At 55.5% G+C, this 24,618-nt stretch carries 26 protein-coding genes; 22 read left to right on the top strand and 4 right to left on the bottom strand.

Annotated elements, in window-relative coordinates; all coding sequences use genetic code 11:
• Nucleotides 1-9: 9 nt before the first annotated feature.
• From OGX96_RS09555 to eutR, 10 genes are all read left to right on the top strand, one after another.
• Entirely contained in the window at nucleotides 10-1,413 is a 1,404-nt protein-coding gene (locus tag OGX96_RS09555) for an aldehyde dehydrogenase family protein (protein WP_003835050.1), read from the top strand.
• A 12-nt stretch (nucleotides 1,414-1,425) separates the two neighbouring features.
• Nucleotides 1,426-2,265, top strand: a complete 840-nt coding sequence (gene eutJ / locus OGX96_RS09550) for an ethanolamine utilization protein EutJ (RefSeq protein WP_286582849.1) — start codon at nucleotides 1,426-1,428, stop codon at nucleotides 2,263-2,265.
• A complete protein-coding gene (gene eutG, locus OGX96_RS09545; protein WP_008785420.1) occupies nucleotides 2,255-3,442 on the top strand; it encodes an ethanolamine utilization ethanol dehydrogenase EutG in 1,188 nt (395 codons plus the stop codon). The genes eutJ and eutG overlap by 11 nt, the downstream gene beginning before the upstream one ends.
• Before the next feature lie 119 nt (nucleotides 3,443-3,561).
• Nucleotides 3,562-4,794, top strand: a complete 1,233-nt coding sequence (eutH, locus tag OGX96_RS09540; protein WP_286582846.1) for an ethanolamine utilization protein EutH — start codon at nucleotides 3,562-3,564, stop codon at nucleotides 4,792-4,794.
• Nucleotides 4,791-6,194, top strand: coding sequence for an ethanolamine ammonia-lyase reactivating factor EutA (gene eutA, locus OGX96_RS09535; protein WP_153752511.1), 1,404 nt, complete (start codon nucleotides 4,791-4,793; stop codon nucleotides 6,192-6,194). The genes eutH and eutA overlap by 4 nt, the downstream gene beginning before the upstream one ends.
• Nucleotides 6,195-6,205: 11 nt before the next feature.
• Entirely contained in the window at nucleotides 6,206-7,567 is a 1,362-nt protein-coding gene (gene eutB / locus OGX96_RS09530) for an ethanolamine ammonia-lyase subunit alpha (RefSeq protein WP_003038029.1), read from the top strand.
• A 20-nt stretch (nucleotides 7,568-7,587) separates the two neighbouring features.
• Nucleotides 7,588-8,484, top strand: a complete 897-nt coding sequence (eutC, locus tag OGX96_RS09525) for an ethanolamine ammonia-lyase subunit EutC (protein ID WP_008785418.1) — start codon at nucleotides 7,588-7,590, stop codon at nucleotides 8,482-8,484.
• Between the two features lie 9 nt (nucleotides 8,485-8,493).
• Nucleotides 8,494-9,153, top strand: coding sequence for an ethanolamine utilization microcompartment protein EutL (gene eutL, locus OGX96_RS09520; protein WP_003838537.1), 660 nt, complete (start codon nucleotides 8,494-8,496; stop codon nucleotides 9,151-9,153).
• An 11-nt stretch (nucleotides 9,154-9,164) separates the two neighbouring features.
• A complete protein-coding gene (eutK, locus tag OGX96_RS09515) occupies nucleotides 9,165-9,695 on the top strand; it encodes an ethanolamine utilization microcompartment protein EutK (RefSeq protein WP_137378136.1) in 531 nt (176 codons plus the stop codon).
• Nucleotides 9,696-9,743: 48 nt separating this feature from the next.
• Nucleotides 9,744-10,796 carry an HTH-type transcriptional regulator EutR gene (gene eutR, locus OGX96_RS09510; RefSeq protein ID WP_003835032.1) on the top strand — a complete coding sequence of 351 codons (1,053 nt, stop codon included), beginning with the start codon at nucleotides 9,744-9,746 and terminating at the stop codon, nucleotides 10,794-10,796.
• 95 nt (nucleotides 10,797-10,891) lie between these two features.
• Here eutR and hemF read toward each other — a convergent pair whose 3' ends face one another.
• Together hemF and amiA are read right to left on the bottom strand one after the other, a co-directional pair.
• Nucleotides 10,892-11,791 (bottom strand): oxygen-dependent coproporphyrinogen oxidase, encoded by a 900-nt coding sequence (gene hemF, locus OGX96_RS09505; protein ID WP_048224960.1) that lies wholly within the window; start codon nucleotides 11,789-11,791, stop codon nucleotides 10,892-10,894.
• A 2-nt stretch (nucleotides 11,792-11,793) separates the two neighbouring features.
• Complete coding sequence (amiA, locus tag OGX96_RS09500; protein ID WP_003038046.1) at nucleotides 11,794-12,663, bottom strand: N-acetylmuramoyl-L-alanine amidase AmiA; 870 nt, start codon at nucleotides 12,661-12,663, stop codon at nucleotides 11,794-11,796.
• Between the two features lie 212 nt (nucleotides 12,664-12,875).
• On the opposite strand from amiA, the gene OGX96_RS09495 reads away from it, so the two are divergent.
• The 10 genes from OGX96_RS09495 (at nucleotide 12,876) to cysM (ending at nucleotide 21,278) form a co-directional block, all read left to right on the top strand.
• Nucleotides 12,876-13,301 (top strand): GNAT family acetyltransferase, encoded by a 426-nt coding sequence (locus OGX96_RS09495; RefSeq protein ID WP_003038048.1) that lies wholly within the window; start codon nucleotides 12,876-12,878, stop codon nucleotides 13,299-13,301.
• Nucleotides 13,288-13,737 carry a DUF2919 domain-containing protein gene (locus tag OGX96_RS09490; RefSeq protein ID WP_003835027.1) on the top strand — a complete coding sequence of 150 codons (450 nt, stop codon included), beginning with the start codon at nucleotides 13,288-13,290 and terminating at the stop codon, nucleotides 13,735-13,737. Before OGX96_RS09495 ends, OGX96_RS09490 begins: the two co-directional genes overlap by 14 nt.
• 59 nt (nucleotides 13,738-13,796) lie before the next feature.
• Nucleotides 13,797-14,372 (top strand): RpoE-regulated lipoprotein, encoded by a 576-nt coding sequence (locus OGX96_RS09485; RefSeq protein WP_032944164.1) that lies wholly within the window; start codon nucleotides 13,797-13,799, stop codon nucleotides 14,370-14,372.
• 93 nt (nucleotides 14,373-14,465) lie between these two features.
• The gene (gene yfeX / locus OGX96_RS09480) at nucleotides 14,466-15,365 is read left to right on the top strand and encodes a porphyrinogen peroxidase (RefSeq protein ID WP_048215808.1); all 900 of its coding nucleotides are present in this window, start codon (nucleotides 14,466-14,468) and stop codon (nucleotides 15,363-15,365) included.
• Nucleotides 15,366-15,537: 172 nt separating this feature from the next.
• Nucleotides 15,538-16,329, top strand: a complete 792-nt coding sequence (ucpA, locus tag OGX96_RS09475) for an SDR family oxidoreductase UcpA (protein WP_003835020.1) — start codon at nucleotides 15,538-15,540, stop codon at nucleotides 16,327-16,329.
• 157 nt (nucleotides 16,330-16,486) lie between these two features.
• On the top strand, nucleotides 16,487-17,503 hold the full coding sequence (gene cysP, locus OGX96_RS09470) for a thiosulfate/sulfate ABC transporter substrate-binding protein CysP (protein WP_003835019.1): 1,017 nt from the start codon (nucleotides 16,487-16,489) through the stop codon (nucleotides 17,501-17,503).
• Nucleotides 17,504-18,337, top strand: coding sequence for a sulfate/thiosulfate ABC transporter permease CysT (gene cysT / locus OGX96_RS09465; protein WP_003038061.1), 834 nt, complete (start codon nucleotides 17,504-17,506; stop codon nucleotides 18,335-18,337).
• Nucleotides 18,337-19,212 carry a sulfate/thiosulfate ABC transporter permease CysW gene (gene cysW / locus OGX96_RS09460; RefSeq protein WP_003038064.1) on the top strand — a complete coding sequence of 292 codons (876 nt, stop codon included), beginning with the start codon at nucleotides 18,337-18,339 and terminating at the stop codon, nucleotides 19,210-19,212. The genes cysT and cysW overlap by 1 nt, the downstream gene beginning before the upstream one ends.
• On the top strand, nucleotides 19,202-20,299 hold the full coding sequence (gene cysA, locus OGX96_RS09455) for a sulfate/thiosulfate ABC transporter ATP-binding protein CysA (RefSeq protein ID WP_003038066.1): 1,098 nt from the start codon (nucleotides 19,202-19,204) through the stop codon (nucleotides 20,297-20,299). Before cysW ends, cysA begins: the two co-directional genes overlap by 11 nt.
• A 67-nt stretch (nucleotides 20,300-20,366) precedes the next feature.
• The gene (gene cysM / locus OGX96_RS09450) at nucleotides 20,367-21,278 is read left to right on the top strand and encodes a cysteine synthase CysM (protein ID WP_048215810.1); all 912 of its coding nucleotides are present in this window, start codon (nucleotides 20,367-20,369) and stop codon (nucleotides 21,276-21,278) included.
• An 81-nt stretch (nucleotides 21,279-21,359) separates the two neighbouring features.
• On the opposite strand, the gene OGX96_RS09445 is transcribed toward cysM, so the two are convergent.
• On the bottom strand, nucleotides 21,360-22,076 hold the full coding sequence (locus OGX96_RS09445) for a type 1 glutamine amidotransferase (RefSeq protein ID WP_286582839.1): 717 nt from the start codon (nucleotides 22,074-22,076) through the stop codon (nucleotides 21,360-21,362).
• A 13-nt stretch (nucleotides 22,077-22,089) separates the two neighbouring features.
• Nucleotides 22,090-23,382 (bottom strand): MocR-like B6 salvage transcription factor PtsJ, encoded by a 1,293-nt coding sequence (gene ptsJ, locus OGX96_RS09440; protein ID WP_286582836.1) that lies wholly within the window; start codon nucleotides 23,380-23,382, stop codon nucleotides 22,090-22,092.
• A gap of 82 nt (nucleotides 23,383-23,464) precedes the next feature.
• On the opposite strand from ptsJ, the gene pdxK reads away from it, so the two are divergent.
• The gene (pdxK, locus tag OGX96_RS09435; RefSeq protein ID WP_286582834.1) at nucleotides 23,465-24,331 is read left to right on the top strand and encodes a pyridoxine/pyridoxal/pyridoxamine kinase; all 867 of its coding nucleotides are present in this window, start codon (nucleotides 23,465-23,467) and stop codon (nucleotides 24,329-24,331) included.
• The gene (locus OGX96_RS09430) at nucleotides 24,328-24,567 is read left to right on the top strand and encodes a hypothetical protein (protein WP_008785406.1); all 240 of its coding nucleotides are present in this window, start codon (nucleotides 24,328-24,330) and stop codon (nucleotides 24,565-24,567) included. The genes pdxK and OGX96_RS09430 overlap by 4 nt, the downstream gene beginning before the upstream one ends.
• Nucleotides 24,568-24,618 lie beyond the last annotated feature (51 nt).

The raw sequence follows: 24,618 nt of genomic DNA, 5'->3' as shown, positions 1-24,618 counted from the left end.
CAGAAAATCATGAATCAACAGGATATTGAACAGGTCGTGAAAGCGGTACTGCTGAAAATGAAAGACAGCAGCCAACCCGTCAGTGCCGTTCAAGAAATGGGCGTTTTTGCCTCCCTGGATGACGCAGTGGCGGCAGCAAAACTGGCCCAGCAGGGGTTGAAAAGCGTTGCCATGCGCCAACTGGCTATCACGGCCCTACGTGAGGCGGGCGAAAAGCACGCCAGAGAATTAGCGGAACTTGCCGTCACTGAAACCGGCATGGGACGCGTCGAAGATAAATTTGCCAAAAACGTGGCGCAGGCGCGCGGCACGCCGGGTGTGGAATGCCTGTCTCCACAGGTTCTGACCGGCGATAACGGTCTGACGCTGATTGAAAACGCACCGTGGGGCGTGGTGGCCTCGGTAACCCCATCCACCAACCCGGCCGCGACCGTCATTAACAACGCCATTAGCCTGATTGCCGCTGGTAACAGCGTGGTCTTCGCACCGCATCCGGCGGCGAAAAAAGTCTCTCAGCGCGCTATCACTCTGCTTAACCAGGCGGTAGTTGCCGCAGGCGGTCCGGCAAACCTGTTGGTGACGGTTGCCAACCCGGATATCGAGACTGCCCAGCGTCTGTTCAAGTACCCAGGTATCGGCCTGCTGGTGGTGACCGGTGGTGAAGCCGTAGTGGACGCCGCGCGTAAGCACACCAACAAACGTCTGATTGCCGCTGGTGCGGGTAATCCGCCAGTGGTGGTTGATGAAACGGCTGACCTGGCACGCGCGGCGCAGTCGATAGTCAAAGGTGCATCGTTTGACAACAACATCATCTGCGCCGACGAAAAAGTGTTGATCGTGGTCGATAGCGTCGCTGATGAACTGATGCGTCTGATGGAAAGCCAGCATGCGGTGAAACTGACCGCGGCTCAGGCCGAACAGCTGCAGCCGGTGCTGCTGAAAAATATCGATGAGCGCGGTAAAGGCACGGTCAGTCGCGACTGGGTCGGGCGCGATGCCGGAAAAATCGCTGCGGCGATTGGTCTGAACGTACCGGAGCAAACCCGTCTGTTATTCGTAGAGACCTCCGCGACGCATCCGTTTGCCGTTACCGAACTGATGATGCCGGTGCTGCCGGTCGTGCGGGTTGCCAACGTCGATGAAGCCATTGAACTGGCGGTCAAGCTGGAAGGCGGCTGCCACCATACGGCGGCGATGCACTCACGCAATATCGAAAATATGAACCGTATGGCAAACGCCATTGATACCAGCATCTTCGTTAAGAACGGACCGTGCATTGCCGGTCTTGGACTGGGCGGTGAAGGCTGGACCACGATGACCATTACCACACCAACCGGGGAAGGGGTGACCAGTGCGCGTACGTTTGTGCGCCTGCGTCGCTGTGTGTTGGTAGACGCCTTCAGAATTGTATAAGGAGTAAATGAGATGGCGCACGACGAACAACGTTGGTTGACACCCAGACTGCTAAAAGCGGCAACGCTATGTAACCAGACGCCCGCAAAGAGCGATTCACCGCTGTGGTTGGGCATTGATTTGGGAACGTGTGATGTGGTGTCGATGGTTGTGGACAGTGACGGACAGCCGGTCGCGGTTTGCCTGGACTGGGCCGATGTCGTGCGCGATGGCATCGTTTGGGATTTCTTTGGTGCGGTGACCATCGTTCGTCGCCATCTCGATACGCTCGAACAACAACTGGGTTGCCGTTTTACCCATGCGGCAACCTCGTTTCCACCGGGAACTGACCCACGCATCTCTATTAACGTGCTGGAGTCTGCCGGTCTTGAAGTGAGCCATTTCCTCGACGAACCAACCGCGGTGGCGGATCTGTTGCAGCTTGATAACGCCGGCGTGGTGGATATTGGTGGTGGCACTACCGGGATTGCGATTGTTAAACAGGGCAAAGTGACTTACTCCGCTGATGAAGCGACTGGCGGGCACCATATCTCTCTGACGCTGGCCGGGAACCGTCGTATCCAGTTGGAAGAAGCCGAGCAGTACAAGCGCAGCAATGGCAAAGAAATCTGGCCGGTGGTGAAGCCTGTCTACGAAAAGATGGCGGAAATCGTGGCGCACCATATTGCCGGACAGGATGTCGCTGATTTGTGGCTGGCGGGTGGCTCCTGTATGCAGCCAGGCGTTGATGAACTGTTCCGTAAGCGTTTCCCGGAACTGCAGGTGCATTTACCCCAACACAGCCTGTTTATGACTCCGCTGGCGATTGCAAACAGCGGAAAAGAAAAAGCGGAAGGAATCTATGCAAGCTGAATTGCAGACCGCGCTCTTTCAGGCATTCGATACCCTGAATCTGCAACGCGTAAAAACGTTTAGCGTTCCCCCGGTTACGTTATGTGGACTGGGAGCGCTTAGTACCTGTGGACAGGAAGCACAAACGCGCGGACTGACGCATATGTTCGTCATGGTTGACAGCTTTCTGCATCAGGCGGGGATGACCGCCGCACTGGAGCGCAGCCTGGCGATGAAAGGTGTGGCAATGACGCTGTGGCCATGTCCGGTAGGTGAACCGTGCATTACGGACGTCTGCGCGGCAGTCGCGCAACTGCGTGAATCAAAGTGCGACGGCGTCGTGGCTTTCGGTGGCGGTTCCGTGCTGGATGCCGCCAAGGCAGTGGCGTTGCTGGTGACCAACCCTACCCAGACGCTGGCTGACATGGACGAGCGTAGCGTGTTACGCCCGCGTCTGCCGCTGATTGCCGTACCGACTACCGCCGGAACGGGCTCAGAAACCACGAACGTCACGGTGATTATCGACGCCGCGACCGGACTCAAAAAAGTACTGGCCCACGCAACCCTGATGCCGGATGTGGCGATCCTTGACGCCGCATTGACGGAAGGTGTGCCTGCGCACGTAACGGCGATGACCGGGATTGATGCACTGACGCACGCCGTTGAAGCGTATAGCGCACTGAACGCGACGCCGTTTACCGACAGCCTGGCGATTGGTGCGATAGCGATGATCGGTAAATCGCTGCCGAAGGCCGTCGGCTACGGTCAGGATCTGGCGGCGCGCGAAAGCATGCTGCTGGCTTCCTGTATGGCCGGGATGGCGTTTTCCAGCGCTGGGCTTGGCCTGTGCCATGCGATGGCGCACCAGCCGGGGGCGACATTGCACATTCCACACGGACAGGCTAACGCCATGCTGCTTCCCACGGTAATGGGGTTCAACCGCATGGTGTGTCGTGAGCGCTTTAGCCATATCGGACGCGCGTTAACCAACAAGAAATCGGACGATCGTGATGCTATCAACGCGGTCAGCGAGTTGATTAGCGAAGTGGGCCAGACCAAACGACTCTCTGACGTTGGGGCAAAGCCCGAGCAGTACAGCGCATGGGCTCACGCCGCGCTGGAGGATATTTGTATTCGCAGTAACCCACGCACCGCCACGCAGGCACAGATCATCGACCTGTACGCGGCTGCCGGGTAATGCCTGTAGGCCGGATAAGGTGCTCGCACCAGCATCCGGCAATAACACGGCGTTAATGCCGGAGGCGACGTAAACGTCTTATCCGGCCTACAAATCACAAATGACAGGGAGTAGGGGCTATGGGAATTAACGAAATCATCATGTACATCATGATGTTCTTTATGCTGATTGCCGCCGTGGACAGGATCCTGTCGCAGTTCGGCGGTTCGGCACGCTTCCTCGGTAAGTTCGGTAAGAGTATTGAGGGATCGGGCGGCCAGTTTGAAGAAGGTTTTATGGCGATGGGCGCGCTGGGTCTGGCGATGGTCGGTATGACCGCGCTGGCACCGGTTCTGGCGCATGTGCTCGGGCCAGTAATTATTCCGCTGTATGAAATGCTGGGCGCGAACCCGTCGATGTTTGCCGGAACGCTGCTGGCGTGCGATATGGGCGGCTTCTTCCTGGCGAAAGAACTGGCGGGCGGCGACGTTGCGGCGTGGCTGTACTCTGGCCTGCTCCTCGGGGCGATGATGGGGCCGACGCTGGTCTTCTCCATTCCGGTTGCGCTGGGGATTATTGAACCGTCTGACCGTCGTTATCTGGCGCTGGGCGTGCTGGCGGGTATTGTCACCATTCCGATTGGTTGTATTGCGGGCGGTTTGATTGCGATGTACTCCGGCGTCGAAATCAACGGACAGCCGGTGGAATTCACCTTCGCGCTGATCCTGATGAATATGATTCCCGTGCTGATCGTGGCTGTGCTGGTGGCGCTGGGACTGAAATTCATCCCGGAAAAAATGATCAACGGCTTCCAGATCTTCGCGAAATTCCTGGTGGCGCTGATCACCATCGGCCTCGCAGCAGCAGTGGTCAAATTCCTGCTCGGCTGGGAGCTGATCCCAGGTCTTGATCCTATCTTCATGGCTCCGGGTGACAAGCCGGGTGAAGTGATGCGCGCCATCGAAGTTATCGGTTCTATTTCCTGCGTACTGCTCGGTGCGTACCCAATGGTACTGCTGCTGACCCGCTGGTTTGAAAAACCGCTGATGAGCGTCGGTAACCTGTTAAAAATCAATAATATTGCGGCTGCCGGTATGGTTGCGACGCTGGCGAACAACATCCCAATGTTCGGCATGATGAAGAATATGGATACCCGCGGCAAAGTGATCAACTGCGCCTTTGCGGTCTCCGCGGCCTTTGCACTGGGTGACCACTTAGGCTTCGCCGCTGCCAACATGAACGCGATGATCTTCCCGATGATTGTCGGCAAGTTGATTGGCGGCGTGACGGCGATTGGTGTGGCTATGCTGTTGGTACCGAAAGATGAAGATGTGCCAGCAGAAGTAGAAACCAACCCGGAGGCGCAATCGTGAATACTCGCCAGCTACTGAGCGTCGGTATCGATATCGGCACCACTACCACTCAGGTGATTTTCTCGCGCCTTGAGTTAGTCAACCGTGCGGCAGTGTCGCAGGTGCCGCGCTACGAATTCATCAAACGCGAAATTAGCTGGCAAAGCCCGGTGTTCTTTACCCCCGTTGATAAGCAGGGCGGGTTGAAAGAGGCCGAACTTAAGGCGCTGATCCTCGCCCAGTATCAGGCGGCGGGTATTGCGCCTGAGACTGTTGATTCCGGCGCGATCATCATCACCGGAGAAAGTGCCAAAACCCGTAATGCGCGTCCGGCGGTGATGGCGCTCTCTCAGTCGCTGGGGGATTTTGTGGTGGCCAGCGCCGGTCCGCATCTGGAATCGGTGATTGCCGGTCACGGTGCGGGGGCACAAACCCTGTCCGAGCAGAAGTTGTGCCGCGTACTGAATATCGACATTGGTGGCGGTACGTCGAACTACGTTCTGTTTGATGCCGGAAAGGTCAGCGGTTCGGCTTGCCTGAACGTCGGCGGACGACTGCTGGAAACGGACGGCCAGGGGCGAGTAGTACATGCGCATCAGCCGGGGCAGATGATTGTTGATGACGTATTTGGTCCGGGCACCGACGCCCGAACCCTCAATGCGGCGCAGCTTGTTCAGGTAGCCCGACGGATGGCGGCGCTGATTGTGGAGGTGATTGACGGCACGTTATCACCGCTGGCGCAGGCGCTGATGCAAACCGGCCTGTTACCGGCGGGTGTGAAACCGGAAGTGATTACGTTGTCCGGCGGGGTGGGCGAGTGCTACCGCAACCAACCAGCCGATCCGTTCTGTTTTTCCGACATTGGCCCTCTGTTAGCAACGGCACTGCATGAACATCCGCGCCTGCGTGAGATGAACGTGCAGTTCCCGGCGCAAACCGTGCGCGCCACGGTGATTGGCGCCGGTGCACATACGCTGTCGCTTTCGGGCAGCACCATCTGGCTGGAAGGCGTGGCGCTTCCGCTGCGCAATCTGCCGGTGGCGATTCCGGTTAATGAGGCTGATTTGGTGGCCGCCTGGCAACAGGCGCTAATGCAGCTCGATCTGGACCCGCAAACGGACGCCTACGTGCTGGCGCTGCCCGGTTCGCTGCCGGTGCGCTATGCCGCGCTGTTAACGGTGATTGATGCGCTGCTGGCCTTTGTCGCGCGCTATCCGAATCCGCATCCCCTGCTGGTGGTAGCCGAGCAGGATTTTGGTAAGGCCCTGGGCATGCTGTTACGCCCACAGTTACAGCAACACCCGCTGGCAGTCATCGATGAGGTGGTTGTCCGGGCGGGGGACTATATCGACATTGGTACGCCTCTTTTTGGCGGATCGGTTGTGCCGGTGACGGTGAAATCACTCGCATTTCCTTCCTGAGGGAACGACTTATGAAACTAAAGACCACATTGTTCGGCAATGTTTATCAGTTTAAGGATGTTAAAGAGGTGCTGGCAAAAGCCAACGAACTGCGTTCGGGGGATGTGCTGGCAGGAGTGGCCGCAACCAGTTCGCAGGAGCGCGTGGCGGCCAAGCAGGTACTGTCGGAAATGACGGTGGCGGATATCCGCAATAACCCGGTGATTTCCTATGAAGAGGACTGTGTTACTCGTCTGATTCAGGATGACGTCAACGAGACGGCCTATAACCGTATCAAAAACTGGAGTATCAGCGAGCTGCGCGAGTACGTGCTGAGCGATGAAACCTCCGTTGATGACATTGCGTTTACGCGCAAAGGGTTAACGTCGGAAGTGGTCGCTGCGGTAGCAAAAATCTGCTCTAACGCGGACCTGATCTACGGCGGTAAGAAAATGCCGGTGATCAAAAAGGCCAATACCACCATCGGTCTGCCGGGCACCTTCAGCTGCCGTTTGCAGCCGAACGACACCCGTGATGACGTGCAGAGTATTGCCGCACAAATCTACGAAGGGCTGTCCTTCGGGGCGGGCGATGCGGTGATCGGCGTAAACCCGGTAACGGATGACGTGGAAAACTTAAGCCGCGTACTGGATACCGTGTACGGCGTTATCGACAAATTCAACATCCCGACCCAGGGCTGCGTACTGGCACACGTGACTACCCAGATAGAAGCGATTCGTCGCGGCGCGCCGGGCGGGCTGATTTTCCAGAGTATCTGCGGTAGCGAAAAAGGCTTAAAAGAGTTTGGCGTTGAGCTGGCCATGCTGGATGAAGCGCGCGCAGTGGGCGCTGAGTTCAACCGTATCGCCGGGGAAAACTGCCTGTACTTCGAAACCGGGCAAGGGTCTGCACTTTCCGCGGGCGCGAACTTCGGCGCCGATCAGGTGACGATGGAAGCGCGCAACTACGGGCTGGCACGCCACTATGATCCGTTCCTGGTGAACACCGTGGTGGGCTTTATCGGGCCGGAGTATCTCTACAACGACCGTCAGATTATTCGCGCGGGTCTGGAAGATCACTTTATGGGCAAGCTGAGCGGCATCTCAATGGGCTGCGACTGCTGCTACACCAACCATGCTGATGCTGACCAGAACCTTAACGAAAACCTGATGATTCTGCTCGCCACCGCTGGCTGCAACTACATCATGGGCATGCCGCTCGGTGACGACATCATGCTCAACTATCAGACCACCGCCTTCCATGACACCGCGACCGTGCGTCAGCTGCTGAACCTGCGTCCGTCGCCGGAGTTTGAACGCTGGCTGGAAACCATGGGCATTATGGCAAACGGTCGCCTGACCAAACGGGCGGGCGATCCGTCACTGTTCTTCTGATGACGCGGGGATGACACACGATGGATCAAAAACAGATTGAAGAAATTGTACGCAGCGTAATGGCGTCAATGGGTGAGTCTCAACCGCAGGCTCAAGAACCGTCAGCACCAGCAAAATGCAGCACCACGCAGTGCGCCGCGCCGACCGGTGAAAGCTGCGCGATGGACTTAGGCTCAGCCGAAGCCAAAGCGTGGATTGGCGTTGAGAATCCGCACCGTGCAGAGGTGTTGACTGAACTTCGCCGTAGCACCGCTGCGCGTGTATGTACCGGTCGTGCCGGTCCTCGTCCGCGTACCCAGGCGCTGCTGCGTTTCCTGGCTGACCACTCGCGTTCGAAAGATACGGTATTGAAAGAAGTGCCGGAAGAGTGGGTAAAAGCCCAGGGGCTGCTGGAAGTGCGCTCGGAAATCAGCGACAAAAACCTGTATCTGACGCGTCCGGATATGGGGCGTCGTCTGAGTGCGGAAGCCATTGAAGCACTGAAATCACAGTGTGTAATGAATCCGGATGTGCAGGTGATTATTTCTGATGGCCTGTCTACCGACGCGATTACCGCTAACTATGAAGAGATCCTGCCGCCGCTGTTGTCGGGCTTAAAACAGGCCGGATTGAAGGTCGGGACGCCGTTCTTTGTTCGCTATGGGCGCGTGAAAATCGAAGATCAGATCGGCGAACTGCTGGGTGCAAAAGCGGTGATCCTGCTGGTTGGTGAACGTCCGGGCCTCGGCCAGTCGGAAAGTCTTTCATGCTATGCCGTCTATTCGCCGCGTGTGGCGACCACCGTTGAGGCTGATCGTACCTGTATCTCGAACATTCACCAGGGCGGTACGCCACCGGTTGAAGCGGCGGCGGTGATTGTGGATTTGGCCAAGCGCATGCTGGAGCAAAAAGCATCCGGCATCAATATGACCCGTTAAGGAGGCATCATGCCAGCATTAGATTTAATTAGACCTTCAGTCACCGCAATGCGTGTGATTGCCTCGGTAAATGACGGTTTTGCCCGCGAACTTAAATTACCGCCACATATACGTAGCCTCGGACTCATCACAGCAGATTCTGATGACGTGGCGTATATTGCCGCAGACGAAGCGACAAAACAGGCAATGGTCGAAGTGGTTTATGGCCGCTCGCTGTATGCCGGTGCGGCGCACAGTCCCTCTCCAACATCGGGCGAAGTGCTGATTATGCTCGGTGGACCAAACCCGGCCGAAGTTCGCGCGGGTCTGGACGCGATGGTGGCCAATATTGAAAGCGGGGCGGCATTCCAGTGGGCGAATGACGCAGAAGATACCGCCTTCCTGGCGCATGTGGTTTCGCGTACCGGTTCGTATCTCTCCGCAACTGCGGGATGCCGACTGGGCGATCCGATGGCGTATCTGGTAGCACCGCCGCTGGAAGCGACATTTGGTATTGATGCCGCGCTGAAATCTGCCGATGTACAACTGGTGACCTATGTACCACCGCCGTCAGAAACTAACTATTCAGCCGCATTTTTGACCGGTAGCCAGGCCGCTTGTAAAGCCGCATGTAACGCCTTTGCCGATGCCGTTCTGGATATTGCCCGTAATCCAATCCAGCGCGCGTAAGAGAGGTAGTGATGATCAATGCACTGGGATTACTGGAAGTGGATGGCATGGTGGCTGCCGTGGACGCGGCCGATGCCATGCTGAAAGCCGCGAACGTGCGTCTGCTTAGCCACGAAGTGCTCGATCCTGGTCGACTGACGCTGGTGGTGGAAGGCGATCTGGCGGCATGCCGCGCAGCGCTGGATGCTGGCAGTGCAGCCGCAGCGCGTACGGGCCGTGTTATCAGCCGTAAGGAAATAGGCCGGCCGGACGATGACACCCAGTGGCTGATCGGCGGTTTTAAACGCCAGCCGAAGAAACCTGAACAGAAGCCAGAAGCGAAAACAGAAGCGAAACCAGAGAAGACACAGGACGCCCCAGTGACGTCTGAATCCTCTGCACAACTTCTGACGCTGTTAGCATCGGTCCGTCAAGGAATGACGGCAGGGGAAGTGGCGGCCCACTTTGGCTGGTCACTTGATGAAGCCAGAAATGCGCTGGAACAGCTCTTTTCTGATGGAGCGTTGCGTAAACGCAGTAGTCGCTACCGCTTAAAAAATTAACCTGTCGGAGGGCCGGGGGCTTCGTTGAAGCTTCCGGCTTAAAAGATCATGAAAAAGAACCGTACTGCAAACTTGCACCATCTTTATCATGAAGTATTACCCGAAGACGTTAAACTGACGCCGAAAGTGGAAGTGGACAACGTTCACCAACGGCGAACAACGGATGTGTATGAGCACGCGCTGACGATTACCGCCTGGCAGCAGATCTACGACCAGCTGCATCCGGGAAAATTTCATGGCGAGTTCACGGAAATCCTGCTCGATGATATTCAGGTGTTCCGTGAATACACCGGACTGGCGCTGCGTCAGTCGTGCCTTGTCTGGCCAAACTCATTTTGGTTTGGCATTCCGGCCACGCGCGGCGAGCAGGGATTTATTGGTACCCAGTGTTTGGGTAGCGCTGAAATTGCCACCCGCCCAGGCGGGACGGAGTTTGAACTGAGTACGCCGGATGATTACACCATTTTGGGTGTCGTCATTTCGGAAGAGGCAATAGCTCGTCAGGCCAACTTCCTGCATAACCCGGAAAGGGTGTTGCATATGCTGCGCAATCAGTCGGCGCTGGAAGTTAAAGAACAACACAAAGCCGCGCTATGGGGCTTTGTGCAGCAGGCGCTGGCGACGTTTAGTGAGAATCCTGAAAACCTTCACCAACCCGCGGTGCGTAAAGTGTTGGGGGATAACCTGCTGCTGGCGATGGGCACCATGCTGGAAGAAGCGCAGCCGATTATGACTGCGGAGAGCATCAGCCATCAGAGCTATCGTCGCTTGCTGTCACGTGCGCGCGAATATGTGCTGGAAAATATGTCAGAGCCGCTGACCGTGCTCGACTTATGCAATCAGCTGCACGTTAGCCGCCGGACGTTGCAAAACGCCTTTCACGCGATCCTCGGTATTGGCCCGAATGCCTGGTTGAAACGTATTCGGCTGAACGCCGTGCGCCGTGAGTTGATAAGCCCATGGTCGCAGAGTGCGACGGTGAAAGACGCCGCCATGCAGTGGGGATTCTGGCATTTAGGGCAGTTTGCCACCGACTACCAGCAGCTGTTTGCGGAGAAACCATCGTTGACGCTGCATCAGCGTATGCGCCAGTGGGCATGATGAGATTATTGTGCCGGATGCGACGCTAACGCGTCTTATCCGGCCTACGGGTTTGCCTTTGTTGTAGGCCGGATAAGCGTAGCGCCATCAGGCAATTACACCCAGTCGCGGACCTGAATAAACTCGCTAAGGGCAGCTTCCGGGCTGTTCGCTTCCGGCTGCCAGTCATACTCCCAGCGTACCAGCGGCGGCATCGACATCAGAATCGACTCCGTGCGTCCGCCGGTTTGCAAACCGAACAACGTGCCGCGATCCCACACCAGATTAAATTCCACATAGCGCCCACGACGATAAAGCTGAAAATTACGCTCGCGCTCGCCCCAGCTCATCATTTTGCGGCGTTCGACAATGGGCAGATACGCCTCGGTGTAACCTTGACCTACTGCCTGCATAAAAGCGAAGCAGTGGTCGAAATCAGGGGTATTCAAATCATCGAAAAACAGCCCGCCAATGCCGCGCTGCTCGTTGCGGTGCTTGAGGAAGAAGTAGTCATCGCACCACTTTTTGTAACGTGGATAAACGTCATCGCCAAACGGCTGGCACAGATCCCGCGCCGTGCGATGCCAGTGAACCGCATCCTCATCAAAGCCGTAGTAGGGCGTTAAGTCAAAGCCGCCGCCAAACCACCACACGGGATCGGCCCCCGGTTTTTCCGCGATAAAAAACCGTACGTTGGCATGGCTGGTTGGAATGTAGGGATTCTGCGGGTGCACCACCAACGAGACGCCCATCGCTTCAAAGCTGCGCCCGGCAAGCTCCGGGCGATGTGCGGTAGCCGAGGCCGGCATTGCATCGCCGTGGACGTGGGAGAAGTTGACGCCTGCTTGCTCGAATATACCGCCGTTACGCAACACCCGACTGCGCCCGCCGCCGCCCGCTTCGCGTTGCCAGTTATCCTCAACAAATTCGCTGCCGTCTACGGTGGATAACTGCTGACAAATTTCATCCTGCAGGCTGAGCAGGAACTGTTTTACGCGCTGTGCATCGGGCTTCATGGTTAACGTTTCTTCGAGTGTGCTTTCTGGTTATCAAACCAGTGGAAATAGCTGATGATGCCATTGGCGATAGCGGTGGCGATTTTCTGACGAAACGCCGCCGTACCCAGCAATCGTTCTTCTTCCGGGTTGGTGATGAACGAGGTTTCGACCAGGACCGACGGAATCGAAGGTGATTTTAGCACCACGAAGGCGGCCTGTTCCGTGCTGCGACTGTGCAGACGGTGTACCGGCTTGATCTTCTTAAGAATATGCGAGCCTAACGTCAGGCTGTTTTTTATGGTGTCAGTTTGCACCAGATCGAACAGCACCTGCTGCAACAAATGATCTTTATCAGTGGCCTTCTTTCCGGCGACTTCATCGGCCCGGTTTTCACGATCGGACAGATATTTCGCCATGGCGCTACTGGCACCGCGATTGGATAAGGCAAAGACCGAAGCACCCGCAGCGCTCGGATTGGTAAAACCGTCGGCGTGGATCGACATGAACAGATCGGCACCATGTTTGTGGGCGATCTCGACGCGATCGTAGAGCGGAATAAACGTATCGCCGGAGCGGGTCAGGCGTGCATCAATCCCTTGGTTACGTAGGATCGAGCGCACGTTTTTGGCAATAGCCAACACAACGTGCTTTTCTTTCGAGCCGTTGCGACCAATTGCGCCGGTATCAATCCCTCCGTGCCCCGGATCAAGGACAACAACGCGCTTAGCACCGGATTTTTTCGCTTTCGGTTTGCTGTGTCCATTGCTGGTCTTTAGCGCTTCTTCTTTAGCGATGGCTTGTGACATGCCTGACAGCGTCAGGGCGGCCAGCCCGGCTTTCAGCACCTGGCGGCGCGATGTGAGTGTTTTTAGTGGTTTAAAAGTGCTCATACGGCCTGAGTTGTAAAAAAAAGGTTCTAAACGTTATATCGTATCGCGTAGTCCGTTGCGACGGATCGAGATAAGAATTGTTTTACTTTTCATTTCAATACGTGACAATTCCGTATTATGCCATTTTTTCCGCCGCTTCGCGTCAGATATTGGCTAAATCAGCCGTTCGCGCCATAATCGCTTTTTAACGTCCTGAAAAGGTACCCAATACCATGGAAATACGCGTTTTTCGCCAGGAAGATTTCGAAGAGGTGATCACCCTCTGGGAGCGTTGTGATTTGCTGCGTCCATGGAACGACCCTGAAATGGACATCGAACGTAAAGTCAATCATGACGTCAGCTTGTTCCTCGTTGCTGAAGTGAACGGCGAGGTGGTCGGCACGGTGATGGGCGGATACGACGGGCATCGCGGTTCCGCCTATTACCTGGGCGTGCATCCTGAGTTTCGCGGTCGCGGCATCGCCAATGCGCTGCTCAACCGGCTGGAGAAAAAGCTCATTGCCCGCGGTTGTCCGAAGATTCAAATCATGGTGCGTGACGATAACGACGTCGTACAGGGCATGTATGAACGTTTGGGCTATGAACATGCGGATGTACTCAATCTGGGCAAGCGTTTGATCGAAGATGAAGAGTACTGAGTTTCATCCGGCCGACTATGATGGTCATGGGCGTCTGCGCCTGCCTTTTCTCTTCTGGTGCGTACTGCTGTTGCAGGCACGCACCTGGGTTTTGTTTGTGATTGCCGGTTCTTCCCGTGAGCAGGGCAACACCTTACTGAATCTGTTTTATCCCGATCATGACGCATTCTGGCTGGGGTTGCTTCCCGGCGTTCCCGCCGTGTTGGCGTTTTTACTCAGCGGGCGACGCTTTGCGTTTCCGGTGATCTGGCGCTGGCTGCGAGGATTATTGATTCTCGCTCAACTGGTGCTGCTGTGCTGGCAGCCGGTGATGTGGCTGGCAGGCGATCCGCTCAACGGCGTCGGGCTGGCGCTGCTGGTGGCGGATATCGTCGCGCTGATCTGGCTGTTAACCAATCAACGTCTGCGCGCCTGTTTTTCCCTTGAGAAAGAATAACGGCACTTTTTGGGGAAACTGGACTCCAAGCACCGTTGATAAATAAGGAAGGAAGTGAAATGAAATCACTGCGTTTGACTTTATGCGCGATGCCGCTGCTACTGGCCGGGTGTTCAACGTTGTCCTCGGTGAACTGGTCTGCCGCCAATCCGTGGAACTGGTTTGGTTCTTCAACGCAGGTCACAGAGCAGGGCGTCGGAGCGTTAACGGGCGCTACGCCGCTGGATGAAAAAGCCATTGCTGATGCGCTGGACGGTGATTACCGCCTGCGTAGCGGAATGAAGACCGATAACGGTAATGTGGTGCGCTTCTATGAAGCGATGAAAGACGACAAGCTGGCGATAGTCATCAACGGCAGCCAGGGAACCATCAGTCGTATTGATGTATTAGATCACGATATTTCGTCAGCCGCGGGTGTCGAAATCGGTACACCGTTTAGCGACCTTTACACTAAAGCTTATGGTAATTGCCAAAAAGCAACCGGCGATGACAGCGCGGGCGTTGAGTGTAAAGCTGAGGGAAGTCAACATATTAGCTATATTTTTTCCGGTGAATGGAGCGGACCTGAGGATATAATGCCGTCTGACGACACGCTGAAAGCGTGGAAAGTAAGCAAAATTATCTGGCGGCGTTAATTTGCGTCTGAACAAATCGGCTTGTTAAAAAAACAGGTAGAATAGCGCCCATCAATGCCACGATGTCGTGGCATCTTTTTTTCAGGAGGAACAATGTCTCAGGTTCAGAGTGGCATTTTGCCAGAACATTGCCGTGCGGCGATTTGGATTGAAGCCAATGTTAAAGGCGACGTTGATGCCCTGCGTGCGGCCAGCAAAACCTTCGCCGATAAGCTGGCGACCTTTGAAGCTAAGTTCCCGGATGCGCATCTGGGCGCGGTTGTCGCTTTTGGCAACAACACCTGGCGTGCATTGAGTGGCGGCGTCGGTGCTGAAGAGTTAAAAGACTTTATCCCTTACGGTAAAGGTCTGGCACCAGCAACCCAATATGACGTGTTGATCCATATTCTCTCTTTGCGTCATGACGTGAATTTCTCCGTTGCGCAGGCGGCAATGGAAGCATTTGGCGACTGTATTGAAGTTAAAGAAGAAATCCACGGTTTCCGTTGGGTCGAAGAGCGCGATCTCAGCGGCTTTGTTGACGGTACGGAAAACCCGGCAGGCGAAGAAACGCGCCGTGAAGTTGCCGTTATCAAAGATGGTGTGGATGCCGGTGGCAGCTATGTGTTTGTGCAGCGTTGGGAACATAACCTGAAGCAGCTTAATCGCATGAGCATCCATGACCAGGAAATGATGATTGGTCGCACCAAGGAAGCCAACGAAGAGATCGACGGTGATGACCGTCCGGTCACCTCTCACCTGAGCCGTGTTGACCTCAAAGAAGACGGTAAAGGGCTGAAAATTGTGCGCCAGAGCCTGCCATACGGTACTGCCAGCGGCACGCATGGTCTCTATTTCTGCGCCTACTGCGCTCGTCTGTACAACATTGAACAACAATTGCTGAGCATGTTTGGTGACACTGACGGTAAGCGTGATGCGATGCTGCGCTTCACCAAACCGGTAACCGGCGGCTATTACTTTGCACCGTCGCTGGACCGTTTAATGGCGCTGTAATGGTGAGCTGATCCTGTTATCGGCCACGAAATAGACATCCCCGCATCGTCGGGGATTTTTTTTACCTGAGATTAACCTGATTTAGTGAGCTATTCCTCAGCACTAATTTGTTATTGCTGTATCTTCTGCGTGAATGAAGCGAAGGCTTCATATTCAAAAGGAGAATATTGAAATGGGAAAACTCACGGGCAAAACAGCATTGATTACGGGCGCATCTCAGGGTATTGGCGAGGGTATCGCCAGAACGTTTGCCCGCCATGGTGCGAACTTAATCCTGCTGGATATCTCCGATGAGATTGAAAAACTGGCGGATGAGTTGGCTGGGCGTGGGCACCGTTGCACAGCCGTTCACGCTGACGTCAGAGATTTTGCGTCGGTCAAGGAAGCGGTGACGCGCGCGAAGCAGATTGAAGGCAAAATCGATATTCTGGTGAACAATGCCGGCGTATGCCGCCTCGGCAACTTCCTTGATATGAGCGATGAAGATCGCGATTTCCACATTGATATCAACATTAAAGGCGTCTGGAACGTGACGAAAGCCGTTCTGCCGGAGATGATTGCGCGCAAAGATGGGCGCATCGTGATGATGTCATCGGTGACCGGCGATATGGTTGCTGACCCGGGCGAAACGGCCTACGCGCTGTCGAAAGCCGCGATCATCGGTTTGACCAAATCCCTGGCGGTAGAATATGCGCAGTCCGGCATTCGCGTGAACGCCATTTGCCCTGGCTACGTTCGTACGCCGATGGCGGAAAGCATTGCGCGACAGTCTAACCCGGAAGATCCTGAATCCGTTTTAGTCGAAATGGCAAAAGCGATCCCGATGCGTCGTCTGGCCTGCCCGCTTGAGGTCGGTGAACTGGCGGCGTTCCTGGCATCGGATGAGTCCAGTTATTTAACTGGCACGCAAAACGTGATTGATGGCGGCAGCACTTTGCCTGAAAGCGTAAGCGTCGGCGTCTGATTGATGCCGGTCTCCTCCCCATGTGCTGGGGAGGAGGTACCCCTTATTCTCTTTTCAACTTTCAAATCATCAAACGGTATATAAAACCGTTACTCCTTTAGCACTGGTTATAAATATGATGACCATAAGAAAGTCATTTAATTTATAAGGGTGCGCAATGGCCGTTAACTTACTGAAAAAAAGAACACTGACGCTGGCAGCCATGCTGTTGCTGGTGGGGCAGGCGCAGGCAACGGAACTGCTGAACAGTTCATACGATGTTTCCCGCGAGCTGTTTGCCGCCCTTAATCCGCCGTTTGAACAGCAATGGGCGAAGGATAACGGCGGCGACAAACTGACGATTAAACAATCTCATGCCGGGTCATCAAAACAGGCGTTGGCGATTTTGCAGGGGCTGAAAGCTGACGTCGTGACCTATAACCAGGTGACCGACGTGCAGATCCTGCATGACAAAGGCAAGCTGATCCCTGCCGACTGGCAAAGCCGCCTGCCGAATAACAGTTCGCCATTCTATTCCACCATGGCGTTTTTGGTGCGTAAGGGCAACCCGAAGAATATCCACGAATGGAACGATCTGGTTCGCCCGGACGTGAAGCTGATTTTCCCGAACCCGAAAACCTCCGGTAACGCACGCTATACCTATCTGGCTGCGTGGGGCGCGGCAGATAAAGCGGACGGTGGGGATAAAGCTAAAACCGAACAGTTCATGACCCAGTTTCTGAAAAACGTGGAAGTATTTGATACCGGCGGTCGTGGTGCAACTACCACCTTCGTGGAGCGCGGTCTGGGCGACGTACTGATTACCTTTGAATCGGAAGTGAACAATATCCGTAAACAGTACGAAGACCAGGGCTTCGAAGTGGTGGTGCCGAAGGTCAACATTCTGGCGGAGTTCCCGGTGGCCTGGGTAGATAAAAATGTGCAGGCCAACGGTACTGAAAAAGCGGCGAAAGCTTACCTGAATTGGCTGTACAGCCCGCAGGCGCAAACCATCATTACCGATTTCTACTACCGCGTGAATAACCCGCAGGTAATGGACAAGCTGAAAGATAAATTCCCGCAGACCGAATTGTTCCGTGTGGAAGATAAGTTTGGCTCGTGGCCTGAAGTGATGAAAACGCACTTTGTCAGCGGCGGTGAGCTGGACAAACTGCTGGCGGCGGGGCGTAAGTAAATGTTTGCTGTTTCTTCCCGACGCGTGCTGCCCGGCTTCACTTTGAGCCTGGGCACCAGCTTACTGTTTGTCTGCCTGATATTGCTGCTGCCGCTGAGCGCGCTGGTGATGCAACTGGCGCAAATGAGCTGGGCGCAATACTGGGATGTGATTACCAATCCGCAGGTGGTGGCGGCTTATAAAGTGACGCTGCTGTCAGCGTTTGTGGCGTCGATTTTTAACGGCGTGTTCGGTTTGCTGATGGCGTGGATCTTAACCCGCTATCGCTTTCCGGGTCGTACGCTGCTGGATGCGCTGATGGACCTGCCGTTCGCACTGCCTACGGCGGTGGCAGGTCTGACGCTGGCGTCACTGTTTTCGGTTAATGGCTTCTACGGCGAGTGGCTGGCGAAGCTGGATATCAAGGTGACCTACACCTGGCTCGGTATCGCGGTAGCGATGGCCTTTACCAGCATTCCGTTTGTGGTGCGTACCGTGCAACCGGTACTGGAAGAGTTAGGCCCGGAATATGAAGAAGCAGCTGAAACGCTCGGTGCTACGCGCTGGCAAAGTTTCCGTAAAGTAGTGCTGCCGGAGCTGTCTCCTGCGCTGGTGGCGGGCGTTGCGCTGTCGTTTACCCGCAGCCTCGGTGAGTTTGGCGCGGTTATTTTTATCGCCGGAAACATCGCATGGAAGACGGAAGTGACCTCGCTGATGATTTTTGTTCGCTTGCAGGAGTTTGACTACCCGGCCGCCAGCGCGATTGCTTCTGTGATCCTCGGGGCTTCGTTGTTGCTGCTGTTTTCAATTAACACTCTGCAAAGTCGCTTTGGTCGACGTGTGGTAGGTCACTGATGGCAGACATTACCCAATTGAAACGCTATGGCGCACCCCGCATCAACTGGGGGAAATGGTTTCTGATCGGCACGGGCATGCTGGTCTCCGCGTTTATTTTGCTGGTGCCGATGATTTACATCTTCGTGCAGGCGTTCAGCAAGGGATTAATGCCGGTATTACAGAACCTGGCGGATCCGGACATGCTGCATGCCATCTGGCTGACAGTGCTGATTGCGCTGATTGCGGTCCCGGTGAACCTGGTGTTTGGTGTGTTGCTGGCCTGGCTGGTGACCCGTTTTAACTTCCCAGGACGCCAACTACTACTAACGTTACTGGATATTCCATTTGCTGTCTCGCCGGTGGTCGCCGGTCTGGTCTATCTGCTGTTTTACGGCTCTAACGGCCCGCTTGGTGGGTGGCTGGATGAGCATAACCTGCAAATTATGTTTGCCTGGCCGGGGATGGTGCTGGTGACAGTGTTCGTGACCTGTCCGTTTGTGGTGCGTGAGCTGGTGCCGGTGATGTTAAGCCAGGGCAGCAATGAAGATGAAGCCGCGGTTCTGTTGGGCGCGTCCGGCTGGCAGATGTTCCGCCGCGTTACGCTGCCGAATATCCGTTGGGCATTGCTGTACGGTGTGGTGTTGACCAACGCCCGTGCGATTGGTGAGTTTGGCGCGGTGTCAGTGGTTTCCGGCTCGATTCGCGGCGAAACCTTATCGCTGCCGCTACAGATTGAATTACTGGAGCAGGACTACAACACGGTCGGCTCCTTTACCGCCGCGGCGCTATTAACGCTGATGGCGATTATTACCCTGTTTTTGAAGAGCATGTTGCAATGGCGTCTGGAGAACCAGGAAAAACGCGCGCAGCAGGAGGAAAATCATGAGCATTGAGATTGCCAATATTAAGAAGTCTTTTGGTCGCACCCAGGTGCTGAACGATATCTCGCTGGATATTCCTTCAGGTCAGATGGTCGCGCTGTTGGGGCCATCCGGCTCGGGTAAAACCACGCTGCTGCGCATTATTGCCGGGCTGGAGCATCAGTCCAGCGGGCATATCCGTTTTCACGGTACCGACGTCAGCCGATTGCACGCCCGCGACCGTAAGGTGGGGTTCGTGTTCCAGCACTATGCGCTGTTTCGTCATATGACCGTTTTCGACAATATCGCGTTTGGTCTGACGGTCCTGCCACGGCGTGAGCGCCCGAATGCGGCGGCCATCAAAGCAAAAGTGACCAAACTGCTGGAAATGGTTCAACTGGCTCATCTGGCGGACCGTTTCCCGGCACAGCTCTCCGGCGGGCAAAAACAGCGCGTGGCGTTGGCGCGTGCGCTGGCGGTAGAGCCGCAGATCCTGCTGCTCGACGAACCGTTTGGCGCGCTTGATGCGCAGGTGCGCAAAGAGCTGCGTCGATGGCTGCGCCAGCTGCATGAAGAGCTGAAATTTACCAGCGTGTTTGTTACCCACGATCAGGAAGAAGCAACGGAAGTCGCAGACCGCGTGGTGGTGATGAGTCAGGGTCATATCGAACAGGCTGATGCGCCGGATCAGGTATGGCGCGAACCGGCTACTCGTTTCGTCCTGGAATTTATGGGTGAGGTTAACCGCCTGCAGGGGACGATTCGTGGCGGCCAATTCCATGTGGGCGCACACCGCTGGCCGCTGGGTTATACGCCTGGCTATCAGGGACCGGTGGATCTGTTCCTGCGCCCGTGGGAAGTGGACGTGAGCCGTCGTACCAGCCTGGATTCGCCGCTGCCGGTGCAGGTGCTGGAAGCTAGTCCGAAGGGGCACTACACCCAATTAGTTGTACAACCCCTCGGGTGGTACAACGAACCGCTGACGGTCATCATGCAAGGCGATGATTCCCCGAGCCGCGGTGAACGGCTGTTTGTCGGGCTGCAAAATGCACGTTTGTATAACGGCGATCAGCGTATTGAAACGCGTGAAGAGGAACTTGCCCTGGCGCAATCAGCCTGATAGGTTAATTTGCATAGTTATCGCCCGGTGGCGCTACGCTTACCGGGCTTTTTTACGAGCTGAAAACGTGAACACATTAGAAAAAACAATTGGCAATACGCCTCTGGTGAAATTACAACGTCTGGCGCCGGATAACGGTAGTGAAATTTGGGTCAAGCTGGAAGGCAATAATCCCGCAGGTTCGGTGAAAGACCGCGCCGCGTTGTCGATGATCGTCGAAGCGGAAAAGCGCGGAGAAATTAAGCCAGGCGACGTGCTGATTGAGGCTACCAGCGGTAATACCGGAATTGCGCTGGCAATGATCGCCGCGCTGAAGGGCTACCGTATGAAGCTGTTGATGCCAGACAACATGAGTCAGGAGCGCCGTGCGGCGATGCGCGCCTATGGTGCCGAGCTGATTCTGGTCACCAAAGAGCAGGGGATGGAAGGCGCGCGCGATTTAGCTCTTGAAATGGCGCAGCGTGGAGAAGGTAAGTTGCTGGATCAGTTTAATAATCCGGATAACCCGTACGCGCATTACACCACCACCGGACCGGAAATCTGGCAGCAGACGTCAGGTCGTATTACCCACTTTGTCTCCAGTATGGGAACGACAGGCACCATTACCGGTGTGTCGCGTTTTCTGCGTGAGCAAGAAAAAGCGGTCACTATCGTTGGCCTGCAGCCGGAAGAGGGCAGTAGTATTCCGGGAATTCGCCGCTGGCCTGCGGAATATATGCCGGGCATTTTTAACGCCTCGCTGGTGGATGAAGTGCTGGATATTCATCAGAACGATGCGGAAAACACCATGCGTGAACTGGCCGTGCGTGAAGGAATTTTCTGCGGTGTCAGCTCTGGCGGCGCGGTCGCGGGCGCGTTACGCGTTGCACGTGCTACGCCCGGCGCGGTAGTTGTGGCGATCATCTGCGATCGCGGCGATCGCTACCTTTCGACCGGCGTCTTTGGTGAAGAGCACTTTAATCAGGGGCTGGGAATTTAACTTTTTGGCCTGATAGGCGCAGCGCCATCAGGTAACTGCCTGGCACGATGGCCGGATAATGTTTTATCCGGCCAGGGATGATTAATCGTTACGTTTTTCCACCAGCTTATCCAGGAATTGCCACAGCTTCTCATTCATCTGCTGGTAGTCCCAGGCGCGCATCTCTTCAACCGGGCGGATGAAGCGTTTCCCTTCAGCTTCAGCCAACTCTTGCTCTGAGTGCTGAATTAATCCTTCAATCGCGTCAGCAGTGAACTCCATATGGCACTGAAAACCATAAACAAAATTACCGTATTGCACGATTTGTCGTGGGCAGCCCTCGCTGGCAGCAAGAATGGTCGCCTGGTCGGTTAATCCTGGCATGTCGTTGTGCCAGTGACCGACGGTAAGCGGTGAGCCGAAATGGCTGAACAGCGGGTGCTGTTGACCGGCTTCGGTCAGAACGATGGGGTAGTGACCAATCTCTTTTTCCGGACTCTGGCACACCTTCGCACCCAGCGCTTCGCCGATTAACTGTGAACCCAGGCAGATCCCTACCACAATTTTACGTGCCGCAATCGCCTGGTTGATCAGATGCTGCTCGGCCTGAGAATCAAAGTACGGGCACTCTGCCAGTGTGGTTCGTGGTGACTGCGGACCGCCAAACACCACCAATATATCGAAATCATCGGCGTTCGCAGGGACCGCTTCTCCGGCATAAACGCGCGACCAACTGACGCTATAGCCGCGTGATTCGGCCCACGGCAGATACGCGCCAGCAGATTCGAAAGACTCATGAATAACAAAATGAACTCGCACTTTTTCTCTCCTGTTAGCGTTTTAGCGCCTGATGAATATCAGCCGCCAGCTTATCAATGTCGCTGTCAGTTAAGGTTGACAGCGTAATACGCAGGCCGTGGGCAGGCGTGTTGACGCCAAACACTTCGCCTTCCCGCACCAGCCAGCCGGACTTTGCCAGCGCAAAAGCGATCGCCTGGCTGTTATCTTCCAGCGGTAGCCACATATTCAGACCGTCACCAACGGGCAACTCAATGCCATGTCGCCGCAGTGCTGCCGCCAACGTTTGCTGCTGGGCGGCGTAAAACTGCTGAGTTTGCGCCAGCGTGTGTTGATAAGTCTCGTCACTCAGGCAGGCGCAGGCCAAATCCTGCAGCAGGTGGCTGACCCACTGACTACCGGAGTTGAGCCGTAAACGCAGTTTCCCGGATGTGACGGGATCGCTGGCCACAATGGCCAGGCGTAAATCCGGGCCTAAGGTTTTCGACATCGAACGGACAATCGCCCAATGCGTGGTTTCCTTCGCAATCACCGGATACCAGTGGCAAGCAGATAGCAGCGCAAAGTGGTCGTCGACGATCACCAGCGTCTGCGGATAGCGGGCCAGGATTTCCTGCAATTGCGCCGCCCGTGAGACGCTCAGGCTGCATCCTGTGGGGTTATGCGCGCGCGGTGTCAGAATTACCGCCCGCGCACCTTTCTGTAGCGCGAGTTCCAGTTGGTCCGGCAGCATGCCTTCGTGGTCAACATTGGCCGGACTGGCGGAGAAACCAGCATAACGCAGCATGTTGATGCTGCTCAAAAAGCATGGATCTTCTACGACAACGCTATCACCAGGCAGTAAATGGGCGCACAGTAGCCGTTCGATAGCATCAATAGCGCCGCTGGTGATATCAATTTCCCCTTTGCCGGGCATTGCATTTTGCATCCATTGTGATGCCCATACCTTAAGCCCTGGTGACACAGCGGCATCGCCGTACAAACGCGGATTCTTATTTATCTTTGCGAAATAACTACTCAGGTCAGGAAGACGCGAGGGCGCTGGATTACCGCCGGAAAGATCGATAAGCGGGGTATCCGGATTACCACCTTCCAGCGCAACGGGGGCAGTAATCCCCTTAATCACCGTGCCGTTGCGTCCCAGGCTCTGCGCCAACCCGGAGGTGACCAGGCGTTTGTAAGCCGCCGCGACAGTATTGCGGTTCACGTTTAATGCCGTTGCCAGTTCCCGCACTGGCGGCAACGTTTCGCCTGCTGCCAGCGTGCCTGTAGTGACATGTTGACGGATACTGTCAAAAATTTCGTTAGCGGTTTTTCCGTCGATCATTATTGACCTATGACAAAATGAATTTTAGCATATGACGATAATAGTGAGGCGTAGGCCCGCTGTCCAGCGAGAGGAGAAATTTATGGAGCAGGAGAGTGATATCCAGTCAGTGCTCTTTGACGACACGAATCGGGCGTTACAGACCGATATCGTCGCCGTCCAGTCACAGGTGGTGTATGGCAGCGTAGGTAACAGCATCGCCGTCCCGGCCATTAAAGCGCAGGGGTTACGCGTGACGGCAGTACCCACGGTGCTGTTCAGTAATACCCCGCATTATGAAACCTTTTACGGCGGCGTTATTCCGTCTGACTGGTTTAGCGGCTATCTCCGCGCCTTAAGCGAGCGTGATGCCTTGCGTGAGCTAAAGGCGGTGACAACAGGATACATGGGCAGCGCGGAGCAAATCGCCTTGCTGGCACAGTGGCTGGAAACCGTTCGGGCCACGCATCCGGACCTATGCATTTTGGTCGACCCCGTGATAGGCGATACGGATAGCGGCATGTATGTGAAAGCCGAAATCCCGGAAGCTTATCGTCAGCACCTGCTGCCGTTGGCACAGGGGCTGACGCCGAACGTGTTCGAGCTGCAAATGCTAAGCGGAAAGCCGTGTCGAACGCTTGATGAAGCCATTACGGCGGCACAATCACTACTCACTGACACCCTGAAATGGGTGGTGATTACCAGCGCGCCGGGGGACACCGAAGAGATTATTAACGTTGCGGTGGTGACGGCTGAAACGGTTGAGGTGTTAGCCCATCCGCGGGTGAAAACGGATCTGAAGGGGACTGGCGATCTGTTTTGTGCAGAGATGGTGAGCGGCCTTGTACTGGGGAAAGCGCTGACGACCGCGACTCACGACGCCGCGCAGCGGGTGCTGGACGTGATGACGTGGACGCACCTGTGCGGTTGTGATGAATTAATTCTGCCACCGGCAGGGGAGGCGCGATGAAGAGTTACCGGCTGGTAGTTCGCCAGAATGGGCGTATGGTTGGACATTTTGACACCAACGGGGCAGCAGCGCTGGAAGATATCTGTGTAGCGCGGGCCATGTTTGGTATTGCGGGTGGCTACGACTGTGAATTGTTAGTGGCAGACTCGGAGCGACGGATGCTGGAAAGCGGGCCGGAAGGGATGAAGATTCTGATGCGCGAGGCGTGTTACCGACCGGTCACCTCACAGATTTAATGCCGGATGGCGACGAGAACGTCTTATCCGGCCTACGTTACGGAGTTTGCT

This window comes from Citrobacter sp. Cpo100, assembly GCF_030332595.1.
GTDB lineage: Bacteria > Pseudomonadota > Gammaproteobacteria > Enterobacterales > Enterobacteriaceae > Citrobacter > Citrobacter portucalensis.
The sequence above is the reverse complement of the archived record's forward strand: the minus strand, read 5'-3'. Positions and strand labels throughout refer to the sequence as shown.